Annotated in this window: 12 protein-coding genes; 1 reads left to right on the plus strand and 11 read right to left on the minus strand. The window is 40.7% G+C overall.

Going from position 1 to position 21,959, the window contains the following annotated elements:
* The 11 genes from G7B20_RS09375 to G7B20_RS09425 form a co-directional block, all read right to left on the minus strand.
* The coding region (locus G7B20_RS09375) for an Ig-like domain-containing protein (RefSeq protein WP_164110607.1) at positions 1 to 9,496 on the minus strand (9,496 nt) is incomplete at its 3' end.
* A gap of 571 nt (positions 9,497 to 10,067) precedes the next feature.
* Positions 10,068 to 11,804, minus strand: coding sequence for an ATP-binding protein (locus G7B20_RS09380; RefSeq protein WP_164110609.1), 1,737 nt, complete (start codon positions 11,802 to 11,804; stop codon positions 10,068 to 10,070).
* A 31-nt stretch (positions 11,805 to 11,835) separates the two neighbouring features.
* Positions 11,836 to 12,957: a sensor protein KdpD gene (locus G7B20_RS09385; protein ID WP_164110611.1), complete on the minus strand. Its 1,122-nt coding sequence runs from the start codon at positions 12,955 to 12,957 to the stop codon at positions 11,836 to 11,838.
* A gap of 21 nt (positions 12,958 to 12,978) precedes the next feature.
* Positions 12,979 to 14,031, minus strand: a complete 1,053-nt coding sequence (locus G7B20_RS09390; RefSeq protein ID WP_164110613.1) for a porin — start codon at positions 14,029 to 14,031, stop codon at positions 12,979 to 12,981.
* Positions 14,032 to 14,059: 28 nt separating this feature from the next.
* Positions 14,060 to 14,623, minus strand: coding sequence for a K(+)-transporting ATPase subunit C (locus tag G7B20_RS09395; RefSeq protein ID WP_164110615.1), 564 nt, complete (start codon positions 14,621 to 14,623; stop codon positions 14,060 to 14,062).
* Between the two features lie 20 nt (positions 14,624 to 14,643).
* Entirely contained in the window at positions 14,644 to 16,713 is a 2,070-nt protein-coding gene (gene kdpB, locus G7B20_RS09400) for a potassium-transporting ATPase subunit KdpB (RefSeq protein ID WP_164110617.1), read from the minus strand.
* Between the two features lie 50 nt (positions 16,714 to 16,763).
* Positions 16,764 to 18,452 carry a potassium-transporting ATPase subunit KdpA gene (gene kdpA, locus G7B20_RS09405; protein ID WP_164110619.1) on the minus strand — a complete coding sequence of 563 codons (1,689 nt, stop codon included), beginning with the start codon at positions 18,450 to 18,452 and terminating at the stop codon, positions 16,764 to 16,766.
* Between the two features lie 36 nt (positions 18,453 to 18,488).
* Positions 18,489 to 18,566, minus strand: coding sequence for a potassium-transporting ATPase subunit F (locus G7B20_RS19750; protein WP_079642702.1), 78 nt, complete (start codon positions 18,564 to 18,566; stop codon positions 18,489 to 18,491).
* The gene (locus G7B20_RS09415) at positions 18,563 to 18,946 is read right to left on the minus strand and encodes a hypothetical protein (RefSeq protein ID WP_164110621.1); all 384 of its coding nucleotides are present in this window, start codon (positions 18,944 to 18,946) and stop codon (positions 18,563 to 18,565) included. Before G7B20_RS09415 ends, G7B20_RS19750 begins: the two co-directional genes overlap by 4 nt.
* Positions 18,947 to 18,951: 5 nt before the next feature.
* The gene (locus G7B20_RS09420) at positions 18,952 to 19,290 is read right to left on the minus strand and encodes a hypothetical protein (RefSeq protein ID WP_164110623.1); all 339 of its coding nucleotides are present in this window, start codon (positions 19,288 to 19,290) and stop codon (positions 18,952 to 18,954) included.
* A gap of 273 nt (positions 19,291 to 19,563) precedes the next feature.
* Positions 19,564 to 20,898 carry a sigma-54-dependent transcriptional regulator gene (locus G7B20_RS09425; RefSeq protein ID WP_164110881.1) on the minus strand — a complete coding sequence of 445 codons (1,335 nt, stop codon included), beginning with the start codon at positions 20,896 to 20,898 and terminating at the stop codon, positions 19,564 to 19,566.
* A gap of 156 nt (positions 20,899 to 21,054) precedes the next feature.
* On the opposite strand from G7B20_RS09425, the gene G7B20_RS09430 reads away from it, so the two are divergent.
* Complete coding sequence (locus tag G7B20_RS09430) at positions 21,055 to 21,900, plus strand: helix-turn-helix domain-containing protein (protein WP_164110625.1); 846 nt, start codon at positions 21,055 to 21,057, stop codon at positions 21,898 to 21,900.
* Positions 21,901 to 21,959 lie beyond the last annotated feature (59 nt).

The following is a 21,959-nucleotide window of genomic DNA, read 5'->3' on the forward strand; positions in this document are numbered from 1 at the left end:
ACGTTAGTTCAAACTGGCCATTAGCATCTGAAGTACCAATTAATGTAGATGTCTGAACGCCTGTCAAACCTGAAACGGTGTACTCCACAGAAGCATTAGCAACCGGATTATTGAAAGCATCCACTAAATTGACTCGTACTTTATTCTCTTCAACACCATCTGCAGTTGCGTTATTATCAATAACCTCAATATTAGATAGGTTGAAATCAATAGCACCGGCAACAAACGTAACCAATGCCGGGCTTCCTACCGTGATCGCTGTACCACCAGCAGTAGCTGTGATACTTGCCGTACCGATCTTCTCACTGGTCAATGTCAATTCGAACTGACCATTTGCATCCGATGTACCCGTCAACGCGGATGGCTGAGCCTCTGGCAAACCTGCAACAGTATATGCTACTGAAGCATTAGCAACCGGATTACTGAACGCATCCATTAAGTTGACGACAACTTTGTTCTTAGATATACCATCCGCTGTAGCATTGTTATCTACAACCTCGATGTTTGATTTACGGAAATCAATAGCACCGGCAACAAACGTAACCAATGCCGGGCTTCCTACCGTGATCGCTGTACCACCAGCAGTAGCTGTGATACTAGCTGTACCGATCTTCTCACTGGTCAATGTCAATTCGAACTGACCATTTGCATCCGAAGTACCCGTCAACGCGGATGGCTGAGCCTCTGGCAAGCCTGAAACGGTATACGCTACCGTGATACCCGCAATAGGCATATCAAACTTATCGCGTATCTGTGCTTCGATCGCATTCATATCCGAACCATTTGCAACGGCTGTACCTTTTTTAACTACAAGTCTCGAATTATCATAATCAACCTCTTGAGCTTTGATATTTAATACAATTTCACCTGTATACGCATCACATCCTTTATCAGAAGTTAATAAAGCTCTGAATTTGACTTGAGAACCAGCCGGTTTTAATGGCACATCGTATGTAAATGTTTTCGCTGTACTAGCTATAGTGTAATCATCCCACGTACCATTTTCATTAATTTCCCATTTTGCTATAGTTGTAGTCGCATCTGTTGTAACCTCTACATTTAATTCCTCGTATGGCGCCAACGTAATTGCTGTTTGTTCCACATCATTGAGCTTGACAGTCGAAACTGGTGATGGTAACAAAGTCAATAAGACTTCTTGGGGTTCGCCAAAGTTACAACCGTAGCGTTTTTGTTGTACCAACAAAGTATACTCACCTGCTGTCAACCCGCTAGGTAATTTAAATCCTCCTGGGGTTCCTTGGATAGGATCCAAAAGCTGGCCATTGTAAGACACCTCGTAAGTAACGCAGGATTGCGGTATAGTCAAGTTCAACGACTCACTAGGACATAACTCAATTTTACCATCTACCACAGGATTAGTAATTTCAATCTTCGGTGTCCGCTTAATGTAATATACATTCAAGAAATCAAGCACATTCACTGTACCGCCTAACGAAATTTTCACTCGATCGTATGGTAAATCATCTTGAGGATCTACTATAATCCTTCCATCATTGTTTCCAGAAAGTAACACCAATTTCAGCAAGTTTCCATCAGAACTCAATGCTGAACCCACAGGTGTAGTACCGTGATAACGTTGCACCTCCATCCCGCTCAACAAACTCAACTGTAGTATCTGATTTGGATTAGAAACTTTAATTTCCAGCTTATCTCCTGGAAGACTGACAGATTTAAAGGTTGCAGTCAATTGAGCAGCAGCTAAAACACCTACTCCACTATATAATTGGGCATAATTAGTAGAATCTGAATCTACCACATTCCAAGCATCCCTTACACCTATTGTAGCAGTAAGTGCCGCTAAACCTAAATCCTGTGTCCCAGATAGAACGTCTATAATCTCCGGTTGGTTACAATCTAACTGAGAAACTGGTTCATTAATATAGGCACCATAAATATTGAAGGTTTTTGCAGCGGACAATAACGCACCATAAATAATACGTACCTCATCATAATCCTGAGGCCCATTGGAGTTTGCTGGTACAAATGTATACTCGTAAGAACTTTCACCATCGATCAAACTCAATAGCTTACCATCCACAGGCTGAATGGTACTAATGTCACTTCCATTTCGTCTACCAACAATGGATAGCCCATCTCCCAATCCTAATAATCCGCCACCTGGGCCAACCTTTATGGTTACAGGAGTACCTTTATCAATTTTATCATTAAATTTCAAATCTTGATATGTCGTACCAAGTCCTAAGGCAACAGCTGTCACATATAATTTCGAATACGTTCTCGGATTGCCATCAACTGCATTGCCAGCATCAGTCACTCCATTCAATCCAGGTAGTGTGCTCACCCATTTCTGTGAAGAAGCATAATGTCTTTTATAGATTGGAGGACAGCCATTACTGTCAAAAACTGTAATAATTACCGTTGTTGACGCCATACATCCGCTCACATTATTATTGGCGACGATTGTATACGTATACACACCTGCCGAGTTTAAGGTAACCGGCAAAAGTGGATCAATCACCTTTCCTTTTTCATCATACCAAGTATAGGTGACATCGGCATCAGGATTCGAAATTGTAGGCAATGCAACAGAGCTACCCAAAGCTACTGTCATTTGAGTCTCTCCAATCAACGTAATTACCGGAAGTGGGTTAACTGTGATGACTGTAGGTACAGAAGGTAAACTTTCGCAACCTGTTACTGCATCAACTATCACCAAGGTATAGCTTCCAGATTTATTAACCGTAATTGTCTCTGCTGTCAAAGTATTACCGGCCTCATCCAACAACAGTACTCCATCTCTATACCACTTGTTATTAGTAGCACTATTAGAGGTCAGAATAATATTTTCTCCCGCACAAATTGACGAAGAAGATGGGCTTATTAATGCAACAGGTTTCTGGTTGACTACAACTTCCACAGCTGTCGAAGCGTCGCTTGTACAGCCATCTTCATTTACAGCCCTAACTGTATATTTTCCTGCATCAGATAATGCTCCAAGAAGAGTCAATGTACCGGTTGTCTCTGCAAGAGGAGTTGCCTCTCCAACTTTCGACCAGACATAAGTCACACCACCTGTAGCTGTCAATGTAACTTGTTCACCTTCACAAACAGTAGCTGAACTCGGTGTAATCGTTGGCGTAGCTGGTAAAGCATTCACGATAATCGATATCTTTGCAGGTGGATTGTCGAAACAGACCCCAGCTCCTTCAACAACAGCATAATATGTAATAGTGCCAACTCCAGTAGGAGTTACCACCACAGATGCCCCAGCTCCTAAAGAACCACTTACGGCCTCTGTAGTTTCATTATAAGCACGGTACCATTTGATCATACTTGGATCTACTCCTGCAACACCACTAACAGCACCTTCTAAGGTAATGGATCCGCCAATGCATACACTTGAGACAGAAGATGTCAATGTCAAATTGCCAGCCACAACCGGTGTACAATTCGTCAACATTGTATGCGGTTTCGTATCAGACACAACCGTATTACTAGCTTTAACACTATTATCGATAGAAGGTACTGTAACGTTATCTATCGTGCCCACTTTGACAACAAAACTATAAGTCGCTGTCTGACCAACCTTCAAAGTCGGTATGGTAAAAGTCAAATCTGTTCCATTGGCAGTAAAAACACCATCATTTACAGAAGTTGTATTTGTAGGAATAGTGGTTGCCAAATCAAGAGCCACTAAATCCTGGTTGCCTGTATTTGTTACGGTAACTGTATAAGTTATTTGATCGTCACTAGCTGCCATGCTAGAAACAGCTCCGTTACTAACACCTGCTAATGTTAAATCAATACTATTTACCGGAGTTACCGAAGTCACAGTACCCGCTGGTTTAGTCACATCCGGTTCGTTCGGATTACCTAAATCAGAAGGATAACTTTCCTGCTCAGTCGTAATCTCCGTACTAGTTACTTTTGCAATATTTTTAATTTCGCTAACATTTGTAAGATTTTGATTAACCTTGACTTTAAAGGTATAACCTATAGATGTGGCCCCCACCTTCAATGTCGTAATGGTGAATGGCAAACTACCGGAAACCAAAGTCGTACCTGCAGGCAAAGGATCGTTGATAACCACATTGGTCAAATCCTTATTACCTGTATTGCGTACATAAATACTATATTCGATTACTTCCCCTCCTTTTACTGTAGTAACAGCAGGGTCATTATTGACAACCGCATTCTTCCAAGAAACTAACGCAAAGTTATCTGTAACTAGCACCAACGTAGGGTCTCCTGGATTTTTCGTCACATCAGGCCCAAGCTTAGGATTTGTAGGGTCTGCCGGAGTCGTCGGCACTGGTGTACCTCCAGCTGTGACAGTAGCTACGTTGCTGATATTTGTTAAGCCTGTAAGATCATTCTTCACCGTAACAATGAACGTTACTGGAACAATTGCTCCTACAGGAACATCAATACCCGTAAAAGTAACTTCTGTTGCCGTATTTGACGTACCTCCAGATTTGTATGTGGTACCAGTCGGAATCGGATCTTTGACCGACAATCCGGTCAAGGCCTGATTACCTGTATTTTTAATATAAATTGTATAAGTAATATCTTCGCCTCCTTGTACAGCCGTTTTGTCTGCTGCTTTCCAAGTAGCGATAGTAGATACTGGTGTCACTGGTATAATAGTTCCCGTGCCACCTGTCTCATCCGGCTCGTTAGGATCCGTAGGTGATGGTGGCAATGTCTCCGTACCAGAATCCGTAGCGTCTTTCTTAACCAATGCTACATTACGTATTTCAGTAACACCTGTTAAGTCCGCATCCACATCCACTTTAAAGCTCACCTTTGCTGTAGCTCCGGCTGCAATATCAACACCATTAAATGTCACAATACCTCCAACCTCACTTCCACCGTTAGCGGCAGATGCAAAAGTTGTATTGGCAGGAACAGCATCCGTAATGATGAAATCATTCAATGCTACAGTACCTGTATTACGAACATGAATCGTATACGTTACCTCTTCGCCACCTTTTACAGTTTTGACATTAGCGTCAGTACCGACGACAAATGATTTCCAAGATTTAAACATCGGCGTATTACAATCTTTCTCGATTGCATATACACGTAAAGCCGGAAGTACGCCTACGGCAACAGCACCACTCAATCCTACACTGATACGATCGAACTCAACACCCGGTGCAAACGGAATAATTCCAGTTGCTCCATTGTTCAATATATCTAAGACATTCAGTCCGTTAATCAATCTACTTTGTACATCCAAGGTTTTAACTGGAATGGCGCCTTTATAAGCGACGATTTCCAAACCACCTATGAGGTTGGCATCTAAAGCGCCTGAACCATACTGCAATTTAATATTAACAACTTCACTAGCTAATGCTACTTTACGGAAGTCAAATATCTGTTTTACTGACGTGCCCACTCCTACTACACCTAGACTAATCTCCGAGTAGTTAGTGGTATTCGCATCAATAGCATGATTTGCATTTGTAACGCCACTACCTCCAGCCAAACCAGCCGCGTCCAAAGAAAGCCCTTTAGCATCATATGATGTAGTAAATACTGGCTGACAGTCTGTCAACGGATTATCTACACAAGCACCATATACATTCATTGAATTTCCATTTGAAGTCAATGCAAAAGCTGTATTGGTATGGTCAGTAATACGAATGGCATCAAATTGTTGCGTTGGCGTAATAGCTATGTAGTAACGTCCTAATGCATCCTGAACAATACGGATACCATCATTATTATTTCCAAAATTATTATTAGTAGCACCTTCCAGTACAATAGCGTTTCCATTTTTCGCTTGAATACTGAAGTAATGATTTCCAAGCAACAGATTGTCGACCAATCCTGCTAAAGCACCACCAACACTTCCTGCTAACAACTTACTTAATAATGTTGGTTCAAAATCAATGCGTACGTAGGCTGTTCTATTTGCATCCACTGGTGCATCAAATCCTAGCTCAACAAATCCAGTATATTGATTCGGTTGACCTCCTAATAACTGTCCTAATAAAGAGTTAGATCCAGATCTTAGGGTTGCATACGAATCAAAATCGTTATCGAATAGATTCGAAATATTATCGGCATTTGAGGATGCTCTAATTGTAGTCACACATACTGGATTTTCGAATGGAGAAGGAGTCGTTGTTAACCGACATCCTGCACCTATACGTTTCACTTCGTAAAGACGAATTGCAGGGGTTAGAGCTGCATTTAGCAGTGACCCAGCAACTACATCTACACGATCATAAGATGTATTAGTCTTGAAGGTCAAGGTCTGTACTCCTCCAGAACTGAACAAATCCAACAAATTAAGGTTATTAATCAGTCCTTGCTGTAAGGTGAATGTTTCGGCTACCGCACTTCCATTGTAAGTAACGATTTTGTAACGTCCAGCCAAATCTACTGCTACTAAACTAGCTGGGTCCATCTGTAGACGTACTTTTAAAGTATCTCCAGCAGCAGAAAGCTTATTGAAATAGATGCGTTGTGCAACTTCTGCCGCCACCGCTACAGTTCCCGTGCTAATCTCCGAATAATCGGAAGAGTTATCACTGATTGCATGATCTGCATCTTTTACACCAGCACCATTTAAAACTCCTAACGAAAGTCCCGATTGATCAAAAGACGTAAACTGAGCTGGCAGACAGTTGTCTGTTCCAATTTCTCTACAAGCCTCAAAGATCTTCATTGTCGCACCATCTTTCGTAGTTCCAACTAATGCAGGGAAGTGCTCTGTGATTTTAATATTTTTATACGCCTGATTAGGTGTAATAGCTATGTAGTAACGTCCAATATTGTCCTGAACAATGCGTAAGTCTCCACCACTGGTTCCCAAAAAAGCATTTGCACTTGAGCCTGTTAGTACCGTAGTTCCTCCAGTTTCCGTTTTAGCCTCCACTGTAAAATAGTGATCACCTAGAACTAGCCCCCCAACTGCCCCTACTAAATTACCTAATGTACCACTTAGCAGACGATCCAAGATATTATCTTCCATGTCTATACGTACATAGGTAGTTTTATTAGCTGCAACTCCATTAGCTATTTCATATTCTAAGAATCCTGAGTACGCACCAATTCCCAATAAGGATCCACTGCCAGCCCTTAAGGTTGCATAGGACTCGTTATTACCATCTCCAGCTAGCCAAGGGTAATCCGCGTGTTGTGAATCTATAACTTTGGCATCACAGGCTGGGACTTCGAATGGCGTTGGAGTGGCTGCAGGCAACACAAAATCTGGATCAGGACAAGCTGAACCGTCAGGCCCAAAACGTTTCACATTATATACTTTTACGGCTGACTCAAAAGCGCTAACTCCTAACAAGCCATTTACTCGGATCTCAATACGATCAAAAGCCTTTCCAGGTGCAAAAGTAATTGTTGACTCTTGTCCTCCTAACAAGCCGAGAAGATCGGTGCCGTTTAATAAACCTGAACTTAATGTACGACGATATACTTCCGTATTGCCATTATAAGCCAGTACTTCATATGCTCCTAACAAGTCAACATTTAATGTTTTGCTAGCAGCTAAAGCTAGTTTTATTTTAAATACAGATTTTGAATCACTTAGTGAGTTATAATTTATGAATTGCGACATATAGCCTGCCACACTCAATACACCAAGGTTAATTTCAGAAAATGTTACATCACTGTCATCAATCGCATTTTGAGCATTGATGACGCCTGTCTTGCCAAGCTGCAGTAAATCTAATGAAATACCACTCCCCTCGTAAGAGGTAGAAAAAGCAGGATCACAAATTGCGTTACTAGCATCGTAGCATATATTATAAACATTTAAATATTTATCAGAAGATAAAAGCCCTACAGCAGAGGTGGTTTTATCTGTTAACCTAATATTCGTAAAAGACTCATTTGCCTTAATCGCAATATAATAACGACCGGCCTTATCCTGTACAATTTTAACCTGACCTGCTGAAGAAGCAAAAAGGTTAGCACTCGATGTATTCAATGTTTCTAAATTACCATTCTTGAGCTGTACTTCGAAGAAATGATTCCCCAATACGAGACCATTTACCAGTCCTCCGACTAAGTCCCCTATACTTCCAGCCAATAGAGACTTCAAGACATCTTGATCGTAGTCTATACGGATATAAGTAGTTTTACCAATAGGAACTGGAGCATCAAACTTTGCTTCCAAATATCCAGCTCTACTAGCAAGGCCTACTAGAATTCCTGCATCGGAGCGTATCGTAGCGTAGCTATCAAAGTTGCCATCTACCGCAAATTGAGGATCATCAGCATTTGATGACGAAACAATGGTGGTATTCGCACATTCTGGGCTAAATAACGGATTTGGTGTCGGTGTCGGCGCCGGACAAGACACACTTGAACGTGTTACACCGTAAATGCGTAAATCGGAAGCTGCTAAATTTAAACCTACCGTACTGTACAATCCTATCTCTACACGGTCAAACGGACTGGCCACCTCAACCGGAATAGTCGCAATTCCCCCACTACTTAATAGTCCCAATAAATCCAGACCGCTGATTAATCCGCCACCCAAACTCACATTTTGAACCAATGTATTGCCATTATATGCCCGAATATGATAAGCACCCAATAAATTTGCATTTACGGTCGAAGAACTCACCTGTAAGCGAACCTTTAACGTGGAATTTGCCTCGGAAAGTGTCGGAAAATAAATGTTTTGAGAAGCAGATCCTAAAATATTTAACGTACCTGTCGAAATCTCAGAATAATTTGATGTGTTAGCATCAATAGCGTTTGATGGATTTTTAACCACATCTTCTAGATTAACAGAGATTCCCGTTGACTTACCTTGATCCGTAAAAGCAACTTCATCACATGCGTTTGCACCATTCAATACAAACGCACTATTAACATTCATTTCTATTGAAGCACCTAGTGCCAATCCCAATAATCCTCCACGATATCTCAGTTTTACACGAATAGAATTATATGCTTCATTCGGCGTTGCTTTAATATATAGATTTCCTTCTTCATCAGCAACAATATCACCTACAACATTACCTACCTTATTCCCATCCGAATCAGCACTAGCACCACTATAAGCCTCTAAAACGACAAGCTCTTTAGAAAAAAGGCCAGTCAAATCACCTATCAGTCCTAACAAATCAAGTGATACTCCTTTTAAGACAGGTTCATCTATTCGAATATAAGCCGGTGTGCCAGCCACAAAATTGTCATCAGGAAACTTAACCTGAATCCACGCCTCACCTTCCGCCTTAATAAGGCCCAAAATATTAGTATAATAAGCTTTTAAAAAAGCACTATTGTTACTATCATCCATTACATTGGTAGCTCCACTTACCTCTGCTGCATTAGAATTTTCAGCAATAGTTGGAATTCCTAAAGTAATATAATGCCCTAAATTAGCTGAACTCGGCCTAACCGTAGCATACTGCTTCGTCTGCCCTCTAGCCCAGCCAGGCATCAGCAATAATATACAATAAGTAACGAGCATAAACACGAAGCTAAACGAACGGCTTCGCAACAATCCAGGGGCTTGATTTGCGTTTTTCATATAATCAACAACTTGGTATGGTCTTTTCAGATCACAAAATTCATGACCTCAAATACAACATTACAATTTCTAATAGGTAGTAATCACCATGTCTAGCATGATGATTACACTACAAATCTATATGTTACTTTTTATTAAAAAAAATTATTCAAACGAAAATTTAAAATTTATTTTCAGAATATTTATTAACCAAAACAACATAAAACAACAAAAAAAATAAACATGCTTAAACAATAATCATTATAAACACAGCTATATTTTCCTAAAACGATTCAAAAAAAATAAAGTCATTAAATACTTTCACCACAGAGTTAACACGCGTCACTAAAAAAAGTGATATATATCACTTTTTTTAGTGACGCGTGTTATAGTTTTAACTCTAGAGAACTTTTTAATTTCATTTTGTAAACTTTTAGCTACAAAACACTCGCGTATATATTAATGGTTGTCCACACAACGTTCAACCACAATTGAACAACAACAAAAAACCTCAGACTTTTCGCTGAGGTTCGTTTAAAATATTGGAAAAATTAGATTGACCTATCTAAAAGTGAGCACGATTTTGAGTTGACTACAAGCGTTTTTCAGCCCGCAGGAAAAAAGAAAAAACACTACCTACCCCATACTCACTGTCAACAGTGATCATTCCACCTTGCGCTTCAATAAAATCCTTACTAATGCTGAGTCCCAGTCCCGTTCCTTCTTTTTTTACGCCGGGTACCCGAAAGTAACGATGAAAGATCTTGTCCATGTACTCGGGCAAAATACCTTGACCTGTATCACCCACCGAAAACCAAACTTTATCTTCCTTAACATATACCCGTACATACACATGAGAATCGTCATGCGAATACCGCAATGCATTAGAAATCAAATTCGTCAACACCCAAGCTGTCTTTTCTGAATCTGCCTGAACTTTGACCATAGGCTCCTCGATATCCACAGCAATCTGAATATGACGTTGCTCCATCAGTGCGCGATTGGCCTCTACAGCGTAGTTAACAATAGGCTTCACTTCGGTCGCCGTTATATTCATCTGAATAGCGCCACTTTCCACCTGAGCCATATTCAACAACTCCCCAGTAATCTGCAACAAGCGTTGCAAATCGTCTTTGATCCCTGTAACCAAATTCGACTGCTCTTCGTTTAATACCCCTATTTGCTTATTCTCCAACAGTTGTATTCCTAATTTAATAGAAGCGATCGGTGTCTTAAACTCATGCGAAACCGTACCTATGAAATTAGTCTTTGCTAAGTCCATCTCCTTAAACGTCGTAACATTCTTTAATAAGACCACACGCCCGATAAACTGTTCTCCACGTTCGCCCGTAGGAACTATCCCTATGTCAATAAGTTCCTTCTCAAAGTAGCTCTCCTTATCGTCAGCATATATTTTAAGCGTACCGTTTCCTAAAAAAACATTCCCATCCCTATTCCAGTCTCTATACACATCACGGATCAAATCATTTCGCAATGCCAAATCCCGGATAGAATAACCGACCAATTCTTCCCTTCTCATTCCGGTCACTTTACAGGCTTGCTCATTAGCAAACAGAACGATCTCATCTTCATCTGTACCGATTACCGGATCATGCATTCGGTCTATCAACGTCTCGATGCGTTTCTTACTTTTCAATAGTTTATCTAATTTACTCTCCGCATACTCTTCAAGCTTTTCAGCCATCGTATTAAAAGAGTCTGCTAACTCCACAAACTCCTTATGCCCGGAGAAAAATACACGTTTCTTATAGTTTTGATTCGCAATCTGTTTAATACTCTCCGTCAACTCCGTTATGGGATTCGCAATCGAAGAGGGTAGATTTACTAATAGAACGAAAGCAATCAAAAAGCATAAAGCTCCTGTTATAGATATTATGATAATTGCTCGCTCGGCGGTCTCATCGGCAATGACACTCTTTCGTTCGATAGCTTCCATATTCAAGCGCATTAATTCAGCGACATCCTGACGAATTGCCGACGTTAAGTTCTGATCTTTCGGATTCTTCATCAATGCATCCAAATGTTCGACAATAAGCGTTGTAGCCTCCTGCTCGCCAAGCTCCGTCACATTTAGTTGTTGCTTATCCAGATTTTCCCGAAAACGTTTTACCGACACAGGATCCCTTTCCAAATCTTCCAAAGCCAATAGCATATTATTGCTATACTGCAACGTATTATAGTTGGCCACCAGTATATTATTCGTATCTCTTTTCAGTTGATTTACATACCAACCGCTTACAGATGCCAACAAGACTATCAGCAGGAAGAGCATCCCTACACCAAACGTAATTTTTGCCTTTATGTTCATACCATTTGTTCTTTAATTGGGACTATAACTATCAGCTTAGAATCACCAAATCTATATTTTCTTTTGATAATTTATTTAATAAAGTATTAAAAGTATCGGTAGCCAAAATTATCCTTAACAACGTCAAATGCGGTTTACCGATACATACCGTTGTTATTCTTCGGTCTTCGCATTGTGATAGAATAGTTTGGGTAATACGATTGCTTTTTATTTTGATGATTTCTGCGCCTAAATCCGTAGCCAACTTAAAGTTATTAATGAGATGCCGCTGTTTATCCAGCGCAATCTTGTCCAGTCGCTCTTTATTGGTCTGCACATAAAGCACGTACCAGATCGCGTTATAGTAATTGGCCAATCTAGCCGTCTTACGGATGATGGTTCGCGCAGTCTTTTCATTTGAACTGATACAAGCTAAAAGACGTTCCTTTTTAACAGAGCGCAAGGGAGCTATCTCCGATTCGACCTTCCGCTGTACCTGCGAAGCAACCTCTTTCAATGCCAGTTCACGCAACTGAAGAATATGATCACTTTTGAAGAAATTAGCCAATGCGGCATCGACTTTATTTTTGTCATAAATCTTTCCCTCTTTCAAGCGATCGATTAGTTCTTCTGCACTTAAGTCTATGTTCACCACTTCATCGGCCAATGCTACGACGCTATCGGGGATACGTTCACGGACCTCCACACCTGTGATGGCACGAATCTCATCATTCAAACTTTCGATATGCTGTATATTCACCGCGCTAACCACATTAATTCCAGCTGCCAGAATATCCATCACATCCTGCCACCTCTTTGCATTGGCACTGCCTTCCATATTGGTATGAGCCAGTTCGTCAACGATTACCACTTCTGGCCGTACAGACAAGATGGCCTGGAGGTCCATTTCCTCCAGTTCCTTGCCTTTATAAAACATGCGTTTCCGCTGAATGATCGGAAGTCCCTCTAGGAGCGAATGCGTCTCTTTTCTATAATGTGTTTCTATAAAGCCAATCTTTACATCAACTCCATTCTTTAGCATCGAATGCGCCTCCTGTAGCATACGATAGGTCTTCCCCACCCCTGCGCTCATCCCAATGTAGAGTTTAAATTTTCCTTTTCTTGACTTTTTGATCAGTTCAAGAAAATGCTCCGCACGTTTATTTTCTTCCATACCTTTTTATTTATCAGGCTGTCAAAACTTAACAGCCAACGCAGTTGTCGCGGTCCAATGCTGCCTTTTGTCCTGCATCAGGTCTTTGACTTCTATCCGCCACAGCAGATTTGGTAAAATATGATAATCTGCATTCACCGATGCTCCAAAGCTACGCATCCCTTCTACAGCTGGAACGGAAACAATAACACCTTTGCGATCTTTATAATACTCGGCACGTCCAGCAAAACGCCATGCCGTACCAACTTTATAGCTCAATATTAGTGCTGGCGAATACCATATATTATAGTTGTCACTTCCCTTCTCCCGTTGCTCTGCACCTATATCAAATACCGCAGTAATACTCAGGTTCTCGGTCCAGTGAAACTGTCCATACAAATTGTGAAAATAACGCATCTGCCTTGTACTATCCGGTTTATCACTACCTACAAAAGAACTGCTATTAAATGTTAATCGCTCTGCGGGGCGATATGTCAATTGATGCCCGAAAGCAGGTGTTGTATTTCCGTCGACCCGTTGTATGCGCTGCCACCCATTGAGCACCAATAACGCCAATTGCCATTTTTTATTAACCGTCTGATATGACAGCTTTGCTCCTGTTTCAAAATAAGGCGAATTCTCAGCCATCAAACTGCGTGTCAAAGTCGGACAATCCATACCTATTGCGCTCTCCGCACCAATATGAGAAGGTAATATACCAACATCCAACCACAAGTCTTTAGTAGAAGAAAGCCGCACACCAACATTGGCTTCATAAATGTTTTTTAAGACATCAGGCTCCGCAGCATAGTTGGCGCTCATATACGACCCTATCCCCATTGCTAAATTAGTCCGCATTCGCTCTGCCTCATAGGAAGCTTTTATAACCCCTAAATTCAAGCTTATCTCGTTGTTGCGATTGTGACTATATATAAAGTTAGGTCTTTGATTTGATTTATGAGAGCCAAAATCATGTTGGTAATAAACTTCAGCGTTGCCACTAACCTGCAGTCCCTTATTATCTTGTGCACCTGCTTTTAAAAAAACTCCTCCTAATAGGATAGCACCTACCCATGCAGCTATATATCTTTCCATATGTATATTACTTATTATCATCTTTTAATTATTTACCCAACTGATCCAAAGCGAGGTTCAATTCCAGAACATTGATTTTCTCGGGACCAAACAAACCTAAGAGGGGATGCTCAATACAGCTATCAATCAACACGTGAATACGTGCAGTATCCAATTGACGTTGCTGTGCGATTCGATCCACCTGGATGCGTGCCGCGGCAACAGAAATATGAGGATCTAATCCACTGCCACTAGCGGTGACAAGATCAACCGGAATATCAGAGACTTTTACCGTAGGATTCTGCAGCACAAACTCATCTATCCGCTGCTTGACAAGCAGAAGGTATTCCTCATTATTAGGTCCTTTATTACTAGCGCCCGAACCAGCTGCATTATAATCAACAGCAGAAGGACGTGACCAGAAATACTTTGATTCTTTAAACGATTGACCTATGTTTTTATAATACGCTTTCCCATCCTGTGTGACCAAGATTCCCCTTCCATTGTCTTTTGACAATTGTCCTACACCCCATAATACGCATGGGTATAACACAACAAATAAAAGAATTAAGATAAATGTCAGCTTTATAGCTGGTAATATATTTGTTTTCATATGTATAACTATTTAAAATACTAAAAGAATAAAGCCACCAGTATGTCGATCAGTTTAATACCGACAAATGGCACTAGCACACCCCCTAGACCATATACCAATAGGTTACGTCGCAATAACGCACTTGCACCTATTGGTTTGTAGGCCACACCCTTCAATGCCAGCGGGATCAATATGGGGATGACAATAGCATTAAAAATTACAGCCGAAAGTATAGCTGTTTCCGGACTGTGTAGACGCATAATATTAAGCCCCTGCAGCGCTGGTATCGCCGCAACAAACAATGCCGGAATAATAGCAAAATACTTAGCTACGTCATTAGCTATACTAAAAGTCGTCAAAGTACCTCTGGTCATGAGCAATTGCTTACCGATTTCAACGACCTCAATCAGCTTGGTAGGATCATTGTCCAGATCTACCATATTACCGGCTTCTTTGGCAGCTTGTGTTCCGCTATTCATAGCGACACCAACATCAGCTTGTGCCAGGGCAGGAGCATCATTTGTACCGTCTCCCATCATTGCTACCAAGCGACCTTCCTGTTGCTCCTTCTTGATATAGTTCATCTTATCTTCCGGCTTTGCTTCGGCGATAAAATCATCTACTCCTGCTTTTTCAGCGATATACCGCGCGGTCAATGGGTTATCCCCCGTTACCATAACCGTCTTAATTCCCATCTTCCGAAGGCGTTCAAATCGCTCCTGAATACCTGTTTTAATCACATCTTGCAACTCAATCACACCCAACACCTGATTATTCTCCGTTACAACCAGTGGTGTACCCCCATTTTCCGAAATTGTTTTCACATGTTCTAAAGTGTCCTTCGGAAATACATTTCCAGCTTGCTCCACCTGTACACGCATGGCATCTGTAGCACCCTTTCGAATAGACCTATCCCCTATATTCACACCAGAACTACGAGTCTCTGCTGTAAAACGAATAAAACTCAATTCCGATAGTTTATGGTCGAATGACACCACCCCATCTTTTATATAAGAGATACTCTCCTTATCTGTGATAAGCCTAGCATTATCAGTTACACTCGCCAACTCCACAATAGATTTTCCTTCCGGAGTTTCGTCCGCTACAGAACTCAGTAATGCAGCCTCAATTAATGCCTTACTACCATGCCCCTCTGTCGGATAAAAGTGAGTAGCCTTCCTATTTCCTATAGTGATCGTACCGGTTTTATCCAGCAATAATACGTCGATATCTCCTGCTGTCTCTACAGCTTTACCACTCTTCGTGATAACATTCGCCTTCAACGCCCTATCCATACCAGCAATACCAATCGCAGACAACAGTCCACCGATTGTAGTCGGAATAAGACAAACAAATAATGCGATAAATGAAGCTATAGTGATGTGTACATTAGCATAATCAGCAAAAGGCTTCAAGGTGATGGTGACTAAAACAAACACCAACGTAAATCCTGACAACAAAATGGTCAAAGCGACTTCATTTGGAGTTTTTTGGCGACTCGCTCCTTCCACAAGGGCAATCATTTTATCCAAAAAGCTCTCTCCTGGCTGAGCAGTTACCTGCACCACAATACGATCAGAAAGCACTTTCGTACCTCCAGTGACCGAACTCTTATCTCCTCCCGATTCCCGAATGACCGGAGCAGACTCTCCTGTGATAGCACTCTCGTCTATAGTAGCCAATCCTTCGATAATCTCCCCGTCCGAGGGAATAATATCACCAGCTTCACAATAAAACACGTCACCTTTACGAAGTGTCGCTGAGGAAACTATCCTACCGTCCGATAACTTTGCAGGCGTATCTTCACGGGTCTTCCGAAGGCTATCGGCCTGTGCTTTACCACGAGCCTCCGCTATAGCTTCTGCAAAATTTGCAAAAAGCAATGTCAACAGCAATACGAGAAAGACCACAAAATTGTATAGTAAGCTACCTTGTTCTTGTTCGCCAAAGGCAATCCATCCACAGACAAACAGCATAATCACGGTACCCAATTCTACGGTAAACATTATAGGATTGCGGTACATATGTCTTGGATGCAGCTTTACAAAAGATTGCTTCAAGGCATCATTTATCATATTTCCTTGAAACAAGGATTTAGTATTTTCCATTAGTATAGTATTAATAGTGTATTTCCCTCTAAAAGTCTTCTATCTCTAAATTAACGTGCAGAAAAGTATTCTGCCAAAGGGCCTAAAGTCAGGGCTGGAAAAAAGGCTAATGCGGCAACAATAATGATAACTGTAAAAATCATCATACCAAAAGTAGTCGTATCTGTTTTTAAGGTTCCTTCCCCTTCAGGTATAAATTTCTTTTGCGCCATCAATCCCGCAATCGCCACAGGACCTATAATGGGCAGAAAACGACTTAAGATCAACACAATCCCCGTACTGATATTCCACCAAAGCGTATTATCTCCCAAGCCTTCAAATCCGCTACCATTATTGGCAGATGCAGAAGTATACTCATATAATATCTCACTAAAACCGTGAAATCCCGGATTATTTAATGTTCCTGCCGTCAACTGAGGAAATGCTGTAGAAATACCCGTGCCGACAAGAATAAGAAATGGATGAATCAGTGCCACAATCATAGCGATCTTCATCTCCCGCGCTTCTACTTTTTTACCAAAAAGCTCTGGAGTACGTCCCACCATAAGGCCGCTGATAAAAACAGCAAGTATCACAAAGACAAAAAAGTTCAGTATACCTACCCCCACACCACCGTAAAAACTATTAATCATCATAGCCAACAGTTCATTCATCCCAGATAGCGGCATTGTACTGTCGTGCATACTATTCACCGAACCCGTGGAAATAACGGTAGTAGCAATACTCCAAAAGCCCGAAGCTGCGGCCCCAATACGCAATTCCTTCCCTTCCATAGCCCCTAGTCTATTATCGATCCCCATGTTCCCTATTGCAGGATTTCCTTGCATCTCCATATATACATTGGGTATCACCAACAGTAAAAAACCAAAGGTCATGACTGAAAACATCATCCATGAAAAACGAAGACGCTTCGTAAAATATCCGAAAGCAAACAACATAGCCAACGGAATAATCATCTGCGCCATCATCTCCAACATGTTTGTCAGGTAAGTGGGGTTTTCAAGAGGGTGAGACCCATTCGTACCAAAGAATCCACCTCCATTTGTACCAACATGTTTTATCGCGACAAAACCGGCTACCGGCCCACGAGAAACCTCTACCGTATCCCCTTCCAATGTTTGCATCGTCCCCTTACCCTCGAATGTCATCGGCGTACCTTGAAAAATCAAAACTATCGCAACAAAAAGTGAAATAGGCAATAAAATTCGTGTACAAGATAACATGAGATAATTATAAAAATTCCCCAATTTATCTGCCGTCTTATCCCGAAACGCCCTAAATACCACTACCGCTGCCGCCATCCCAGTACCTGCACTGACGAACTGTAAAAACATCAGCCACAATTGGGCTAAATAGCTGACCCCTGTCTCGCCCGAATAATGCTGTAAATTACAGTTCACCACAAAAGAGATCGTTGTATTAAAGGCCAAATCAGCAGACATACTAGCATTGTTATCTGGATTCAACGGCAGACTACCCTGCGTCATCAAGAGTAGCATACCTATAATAAACCATAGCATATTGATGGTCAACATCGCGACCATCTGTTGCTTCCAGCTCATCTCCTGCGATGGATTAATACCACTGATCTTAAAAACGAATCTTTCAAGAGGTCCCAAAACACCATCAAACAAGGTTTTATCACCACTATAAACCCGAGCTATGTATCTCCCCAATGGAATAGCCAGAACTATGGTCAGTAGGAAAAGAATTACAATACTTAATATTTCTGTGTTCATATATGTATATTTTTTAAAATATCCGTCTTCTAAAATTTAAAACTTCTCCGGGTTGAGCAGCACATAAGCGATATATATAAATACTGCAACTGCGATTATAAATAGGATACTCATAGTCTTGATTTTTGAGTTTGATTCTCGATTACCTGTTGTTGATACACCCCCTGTAGCTGATATGGAATACGTCTATAAAACTGTTCCCATTGCTGTTGGTCACACTGTCGTCTAAAGCTCTCAAACGCACGTACTACCATATTTTCAATTAGATAGCGCACGTACTTATCCCCCTTTTGGTATACCTGTCCTAAGAACCGTATATGCATACAGGCATCCTTTAAGCGATTTGTCAGTAATAACGTCCTCAAAAAATTGACCACTGCCTGTAGCACTCCAGCGATGTTGCGCTTCTTTGAAAGCAGATCTATCTCTTCTTCGATCTCTTTACAATCATGTGCTAGATAGGTAGCCATGTTTTCTTCATTTACCCTTTTCATATTAATTAGTTCTCTAAGATAACTTTCAAATATTCCTTTCGCAGCTCTTTGGGCAGCAGAGCCATGTGCTGCTTTAGACTGGCTGGACATTCTTCCTGTATCAGTTCGCACAGAAATTCATTTTCTATGGCGTTTTTGGTGTACCTATTACCACTTTGATATAGAAGATTCACCACCTTGCCTATATCTTCCACCCATTGTAAGTCTTCATCTGTTCCTGTACGGATTCTATTCATACAGGAACAGGCCAGACGTCGCAACATCTGATAATCTGACTCCTCATCGCAGGCTTGCTGGATTCCCGGAATCCATTGCGTTAGCGTACTTTTAATTTTGGTTTCCATTTTTACTGTCTTTATCATCTAGATATTCTCGAAAAAAGAGACTGATCTGAACAATAACCAAAAACAGATAAGCCCCACAGTTAATAAAATAATTGACAACATATTTTTCTTTGTTTACTCCTTAATGCCAAAGTTTATTCCAAGTCAATCCAAAAAAACACAAACAACTATCTATCAACCAAAAACAAACAGAAGTACTTATTCATCAACAAAAAAAGCCTATCAAAATGATAGGCTCTTTCTCAAAATGAGTGCGTTTTATTTTAATATGATTTACAATTTATATTCGTCTATCTTCCGATACAGGGTAGCTATGCCAATCTGTAAAAGGCGTGCAGCCTCCGCTTTATTACCACCAGTGTGCTGTAGTACTTTATGAATATGGATACGTTCTATTTCAGTCAACGCCATAGAAGATGAGCTACTGGTTTTTAAACCGTCGTACTGCATTTCTAAAGGCAATGTTCCTACATCTACACTATCATTATCTGCTAAGATTACACTTCGTTCGATAACATTCTTTAGTTCCCTGATATTACCTTTCCATTCGTTTTTCTCCAGTAGCTCTAGATACTCTGGACTCAGGGACAAGGGCTTTTTACCCGCCTTAAGTGAAAATTCCTGAATATAGTGTAGCGCAAGGCCCTTTAAGTCCTCCTTCCTATCACGCAGAGCCGGAAGGTGAATTACAAAAACAGAAAGTCTGTAAAACAGATCACTACGAAAAGTATCTTTAGCAATCTCTTCTTCGAGATTCCGATTAGTTGCCGCAATGATACGCACATCCACTTTCGTAGGTTTAGAATCTCCTACCCTTAAAAACTCTCCTGTTTCCAGTACCCGTAATATTTTAGCTTGAAGCTCAACTGCCATCTCGCCTATCTCATCCAGAAATATAGTACCTCGATGCGCTTCTTCAAATAATCCCTTTTGGTCTTTGTTTGCGCCAGTGAAAGCGCCTGCGCGATGTCCGAAAAGTTCATTTTCCAAAAGCTCACGACTGAATGCCGAACAATTTATAGCGACGAAGTTTGACTTGGAGCGGGTGCTTTCTTGATGTATTGACTGTGCAAAGACTTCCTTTCCGGTTCCTGTCTCTCCTGTAAGCAATACCGTGGTATCGGTAGCAGCTACTCTTTTTGCTAAATCTATGGTTTGTTGTAAAATTTTAGATTTACCCACTATTTTATCAAAAGAATATTTTTTTACCAATCTATTTTCCAACTGATTCACCTTCTTCGCCAAAGAAGCTTTATCATTCGCCTTATATAAAAGTGGGATTATCTTATTATTATCGTCTCCCTTCGTAATATAATCAAAGGCACCATTCTTAATCGCCTGTACACCGTCGGGTATATTGCCGTAAGCTGTCAATAAGATAACCTCCACGCAAGGATATTTTTCCTTGATATACTTTACGGTATCCACACCACTTCCATCGGGAAGCTTCACATCGCAGATCACCACATCGATATCCGTAGACTCCAACCTTTTCAATCCCGCTTTAATATCAGCTGCCTGAAAGACTTCAAACCCCTCCAGACCGATAATCTTGGCCATTAACTGCCTTAATTTATCTTCGTCATCAATAATTAGTACCTTATTCACTTCATGTTCATTTGAATACGAAGCTATTAAAATTCCAGCTATTCCAACAACATTCTCTATTAAAGATTTCTTCGTACCTATTCCTCCCTTATCCGACCCAAATACCACAGAATATTACTATTTTTAGTCTTCACCGATAACTTAAGTATTACAATCATGGAGCAAGTGGATCGTCAACAGGAACTAATAAGAATTAACCAACTAGACTCCATCCTATTAGCGGATGATTATCAAATTCCCCTATACCAGATTTTACTAGTAGACAAAGTTACTATTACACAAGTCGATTTCACAGCATACACTATTCCTGCGCATTCGATTCTTTTTCTCAGTCCTTATCAACACTTACAAATCCACGGCGCTCCTCATTTATGTTACAGACAGCTCACCTTTCATGGAGATTATTATTGCATCGAATACCATAAAAAAGAGGTAGCCTGCAACGGCATACTATTCAATAATATTTATATACAACCCTATGTAACAGTTGGAACATCCTTATTCAACGAAATGGAACGGATATACCAAAAAATAGCAGACGAAATCTCCTTATCTCCTGACAATTCAGACTCTATCATAAAAGCCTACCTACAGCTATTATTGGCACTTTGTAGTAAAGAGAAGAAGTTAATAATGGAAGGATTCACGCCATTAGACCAGATTAACCACACTATAGGTAACACCTTTCAGAAACAGTTAGAACAACTATTCCGCACCCAAAAATCGGTAAAATATTATGCTGATCAAGCAAATATAAATTTGGACAGTTTCAGCAAAAAAATCAGACAACAACTCGGCAAATCCCCATCCTTACTTATTCAGGAACGCACTGTTTTAGAAGCAAAAAAACTACTCCACCTCACCCATTTACCTATTAAAGAGATTGCAGAAACCTTAAACTTCAATGACGAATATTATTTTAGTCGATACTTTAAGAAAAATGTTGGCATCTCCCCGTCTCAATACCGAGAGAAGGTAGGCATATCCATCGTAGCAAAATAATCTATGGTATAGTCGAATTTGTCCATTCCGTGATCATCAAGTATAACATATTTTTGTGT

Source organism: Sphingobacterium sp. xlx-96 (genome assembly GCF_011007365.1).
Lineage (GTDB): Bacteria > Bacteroidota > Bacteroidia > Sphingobacteriales > Sphingobacteriaceae > Sphingobacterium > Sphingobacterium luzhongxinii.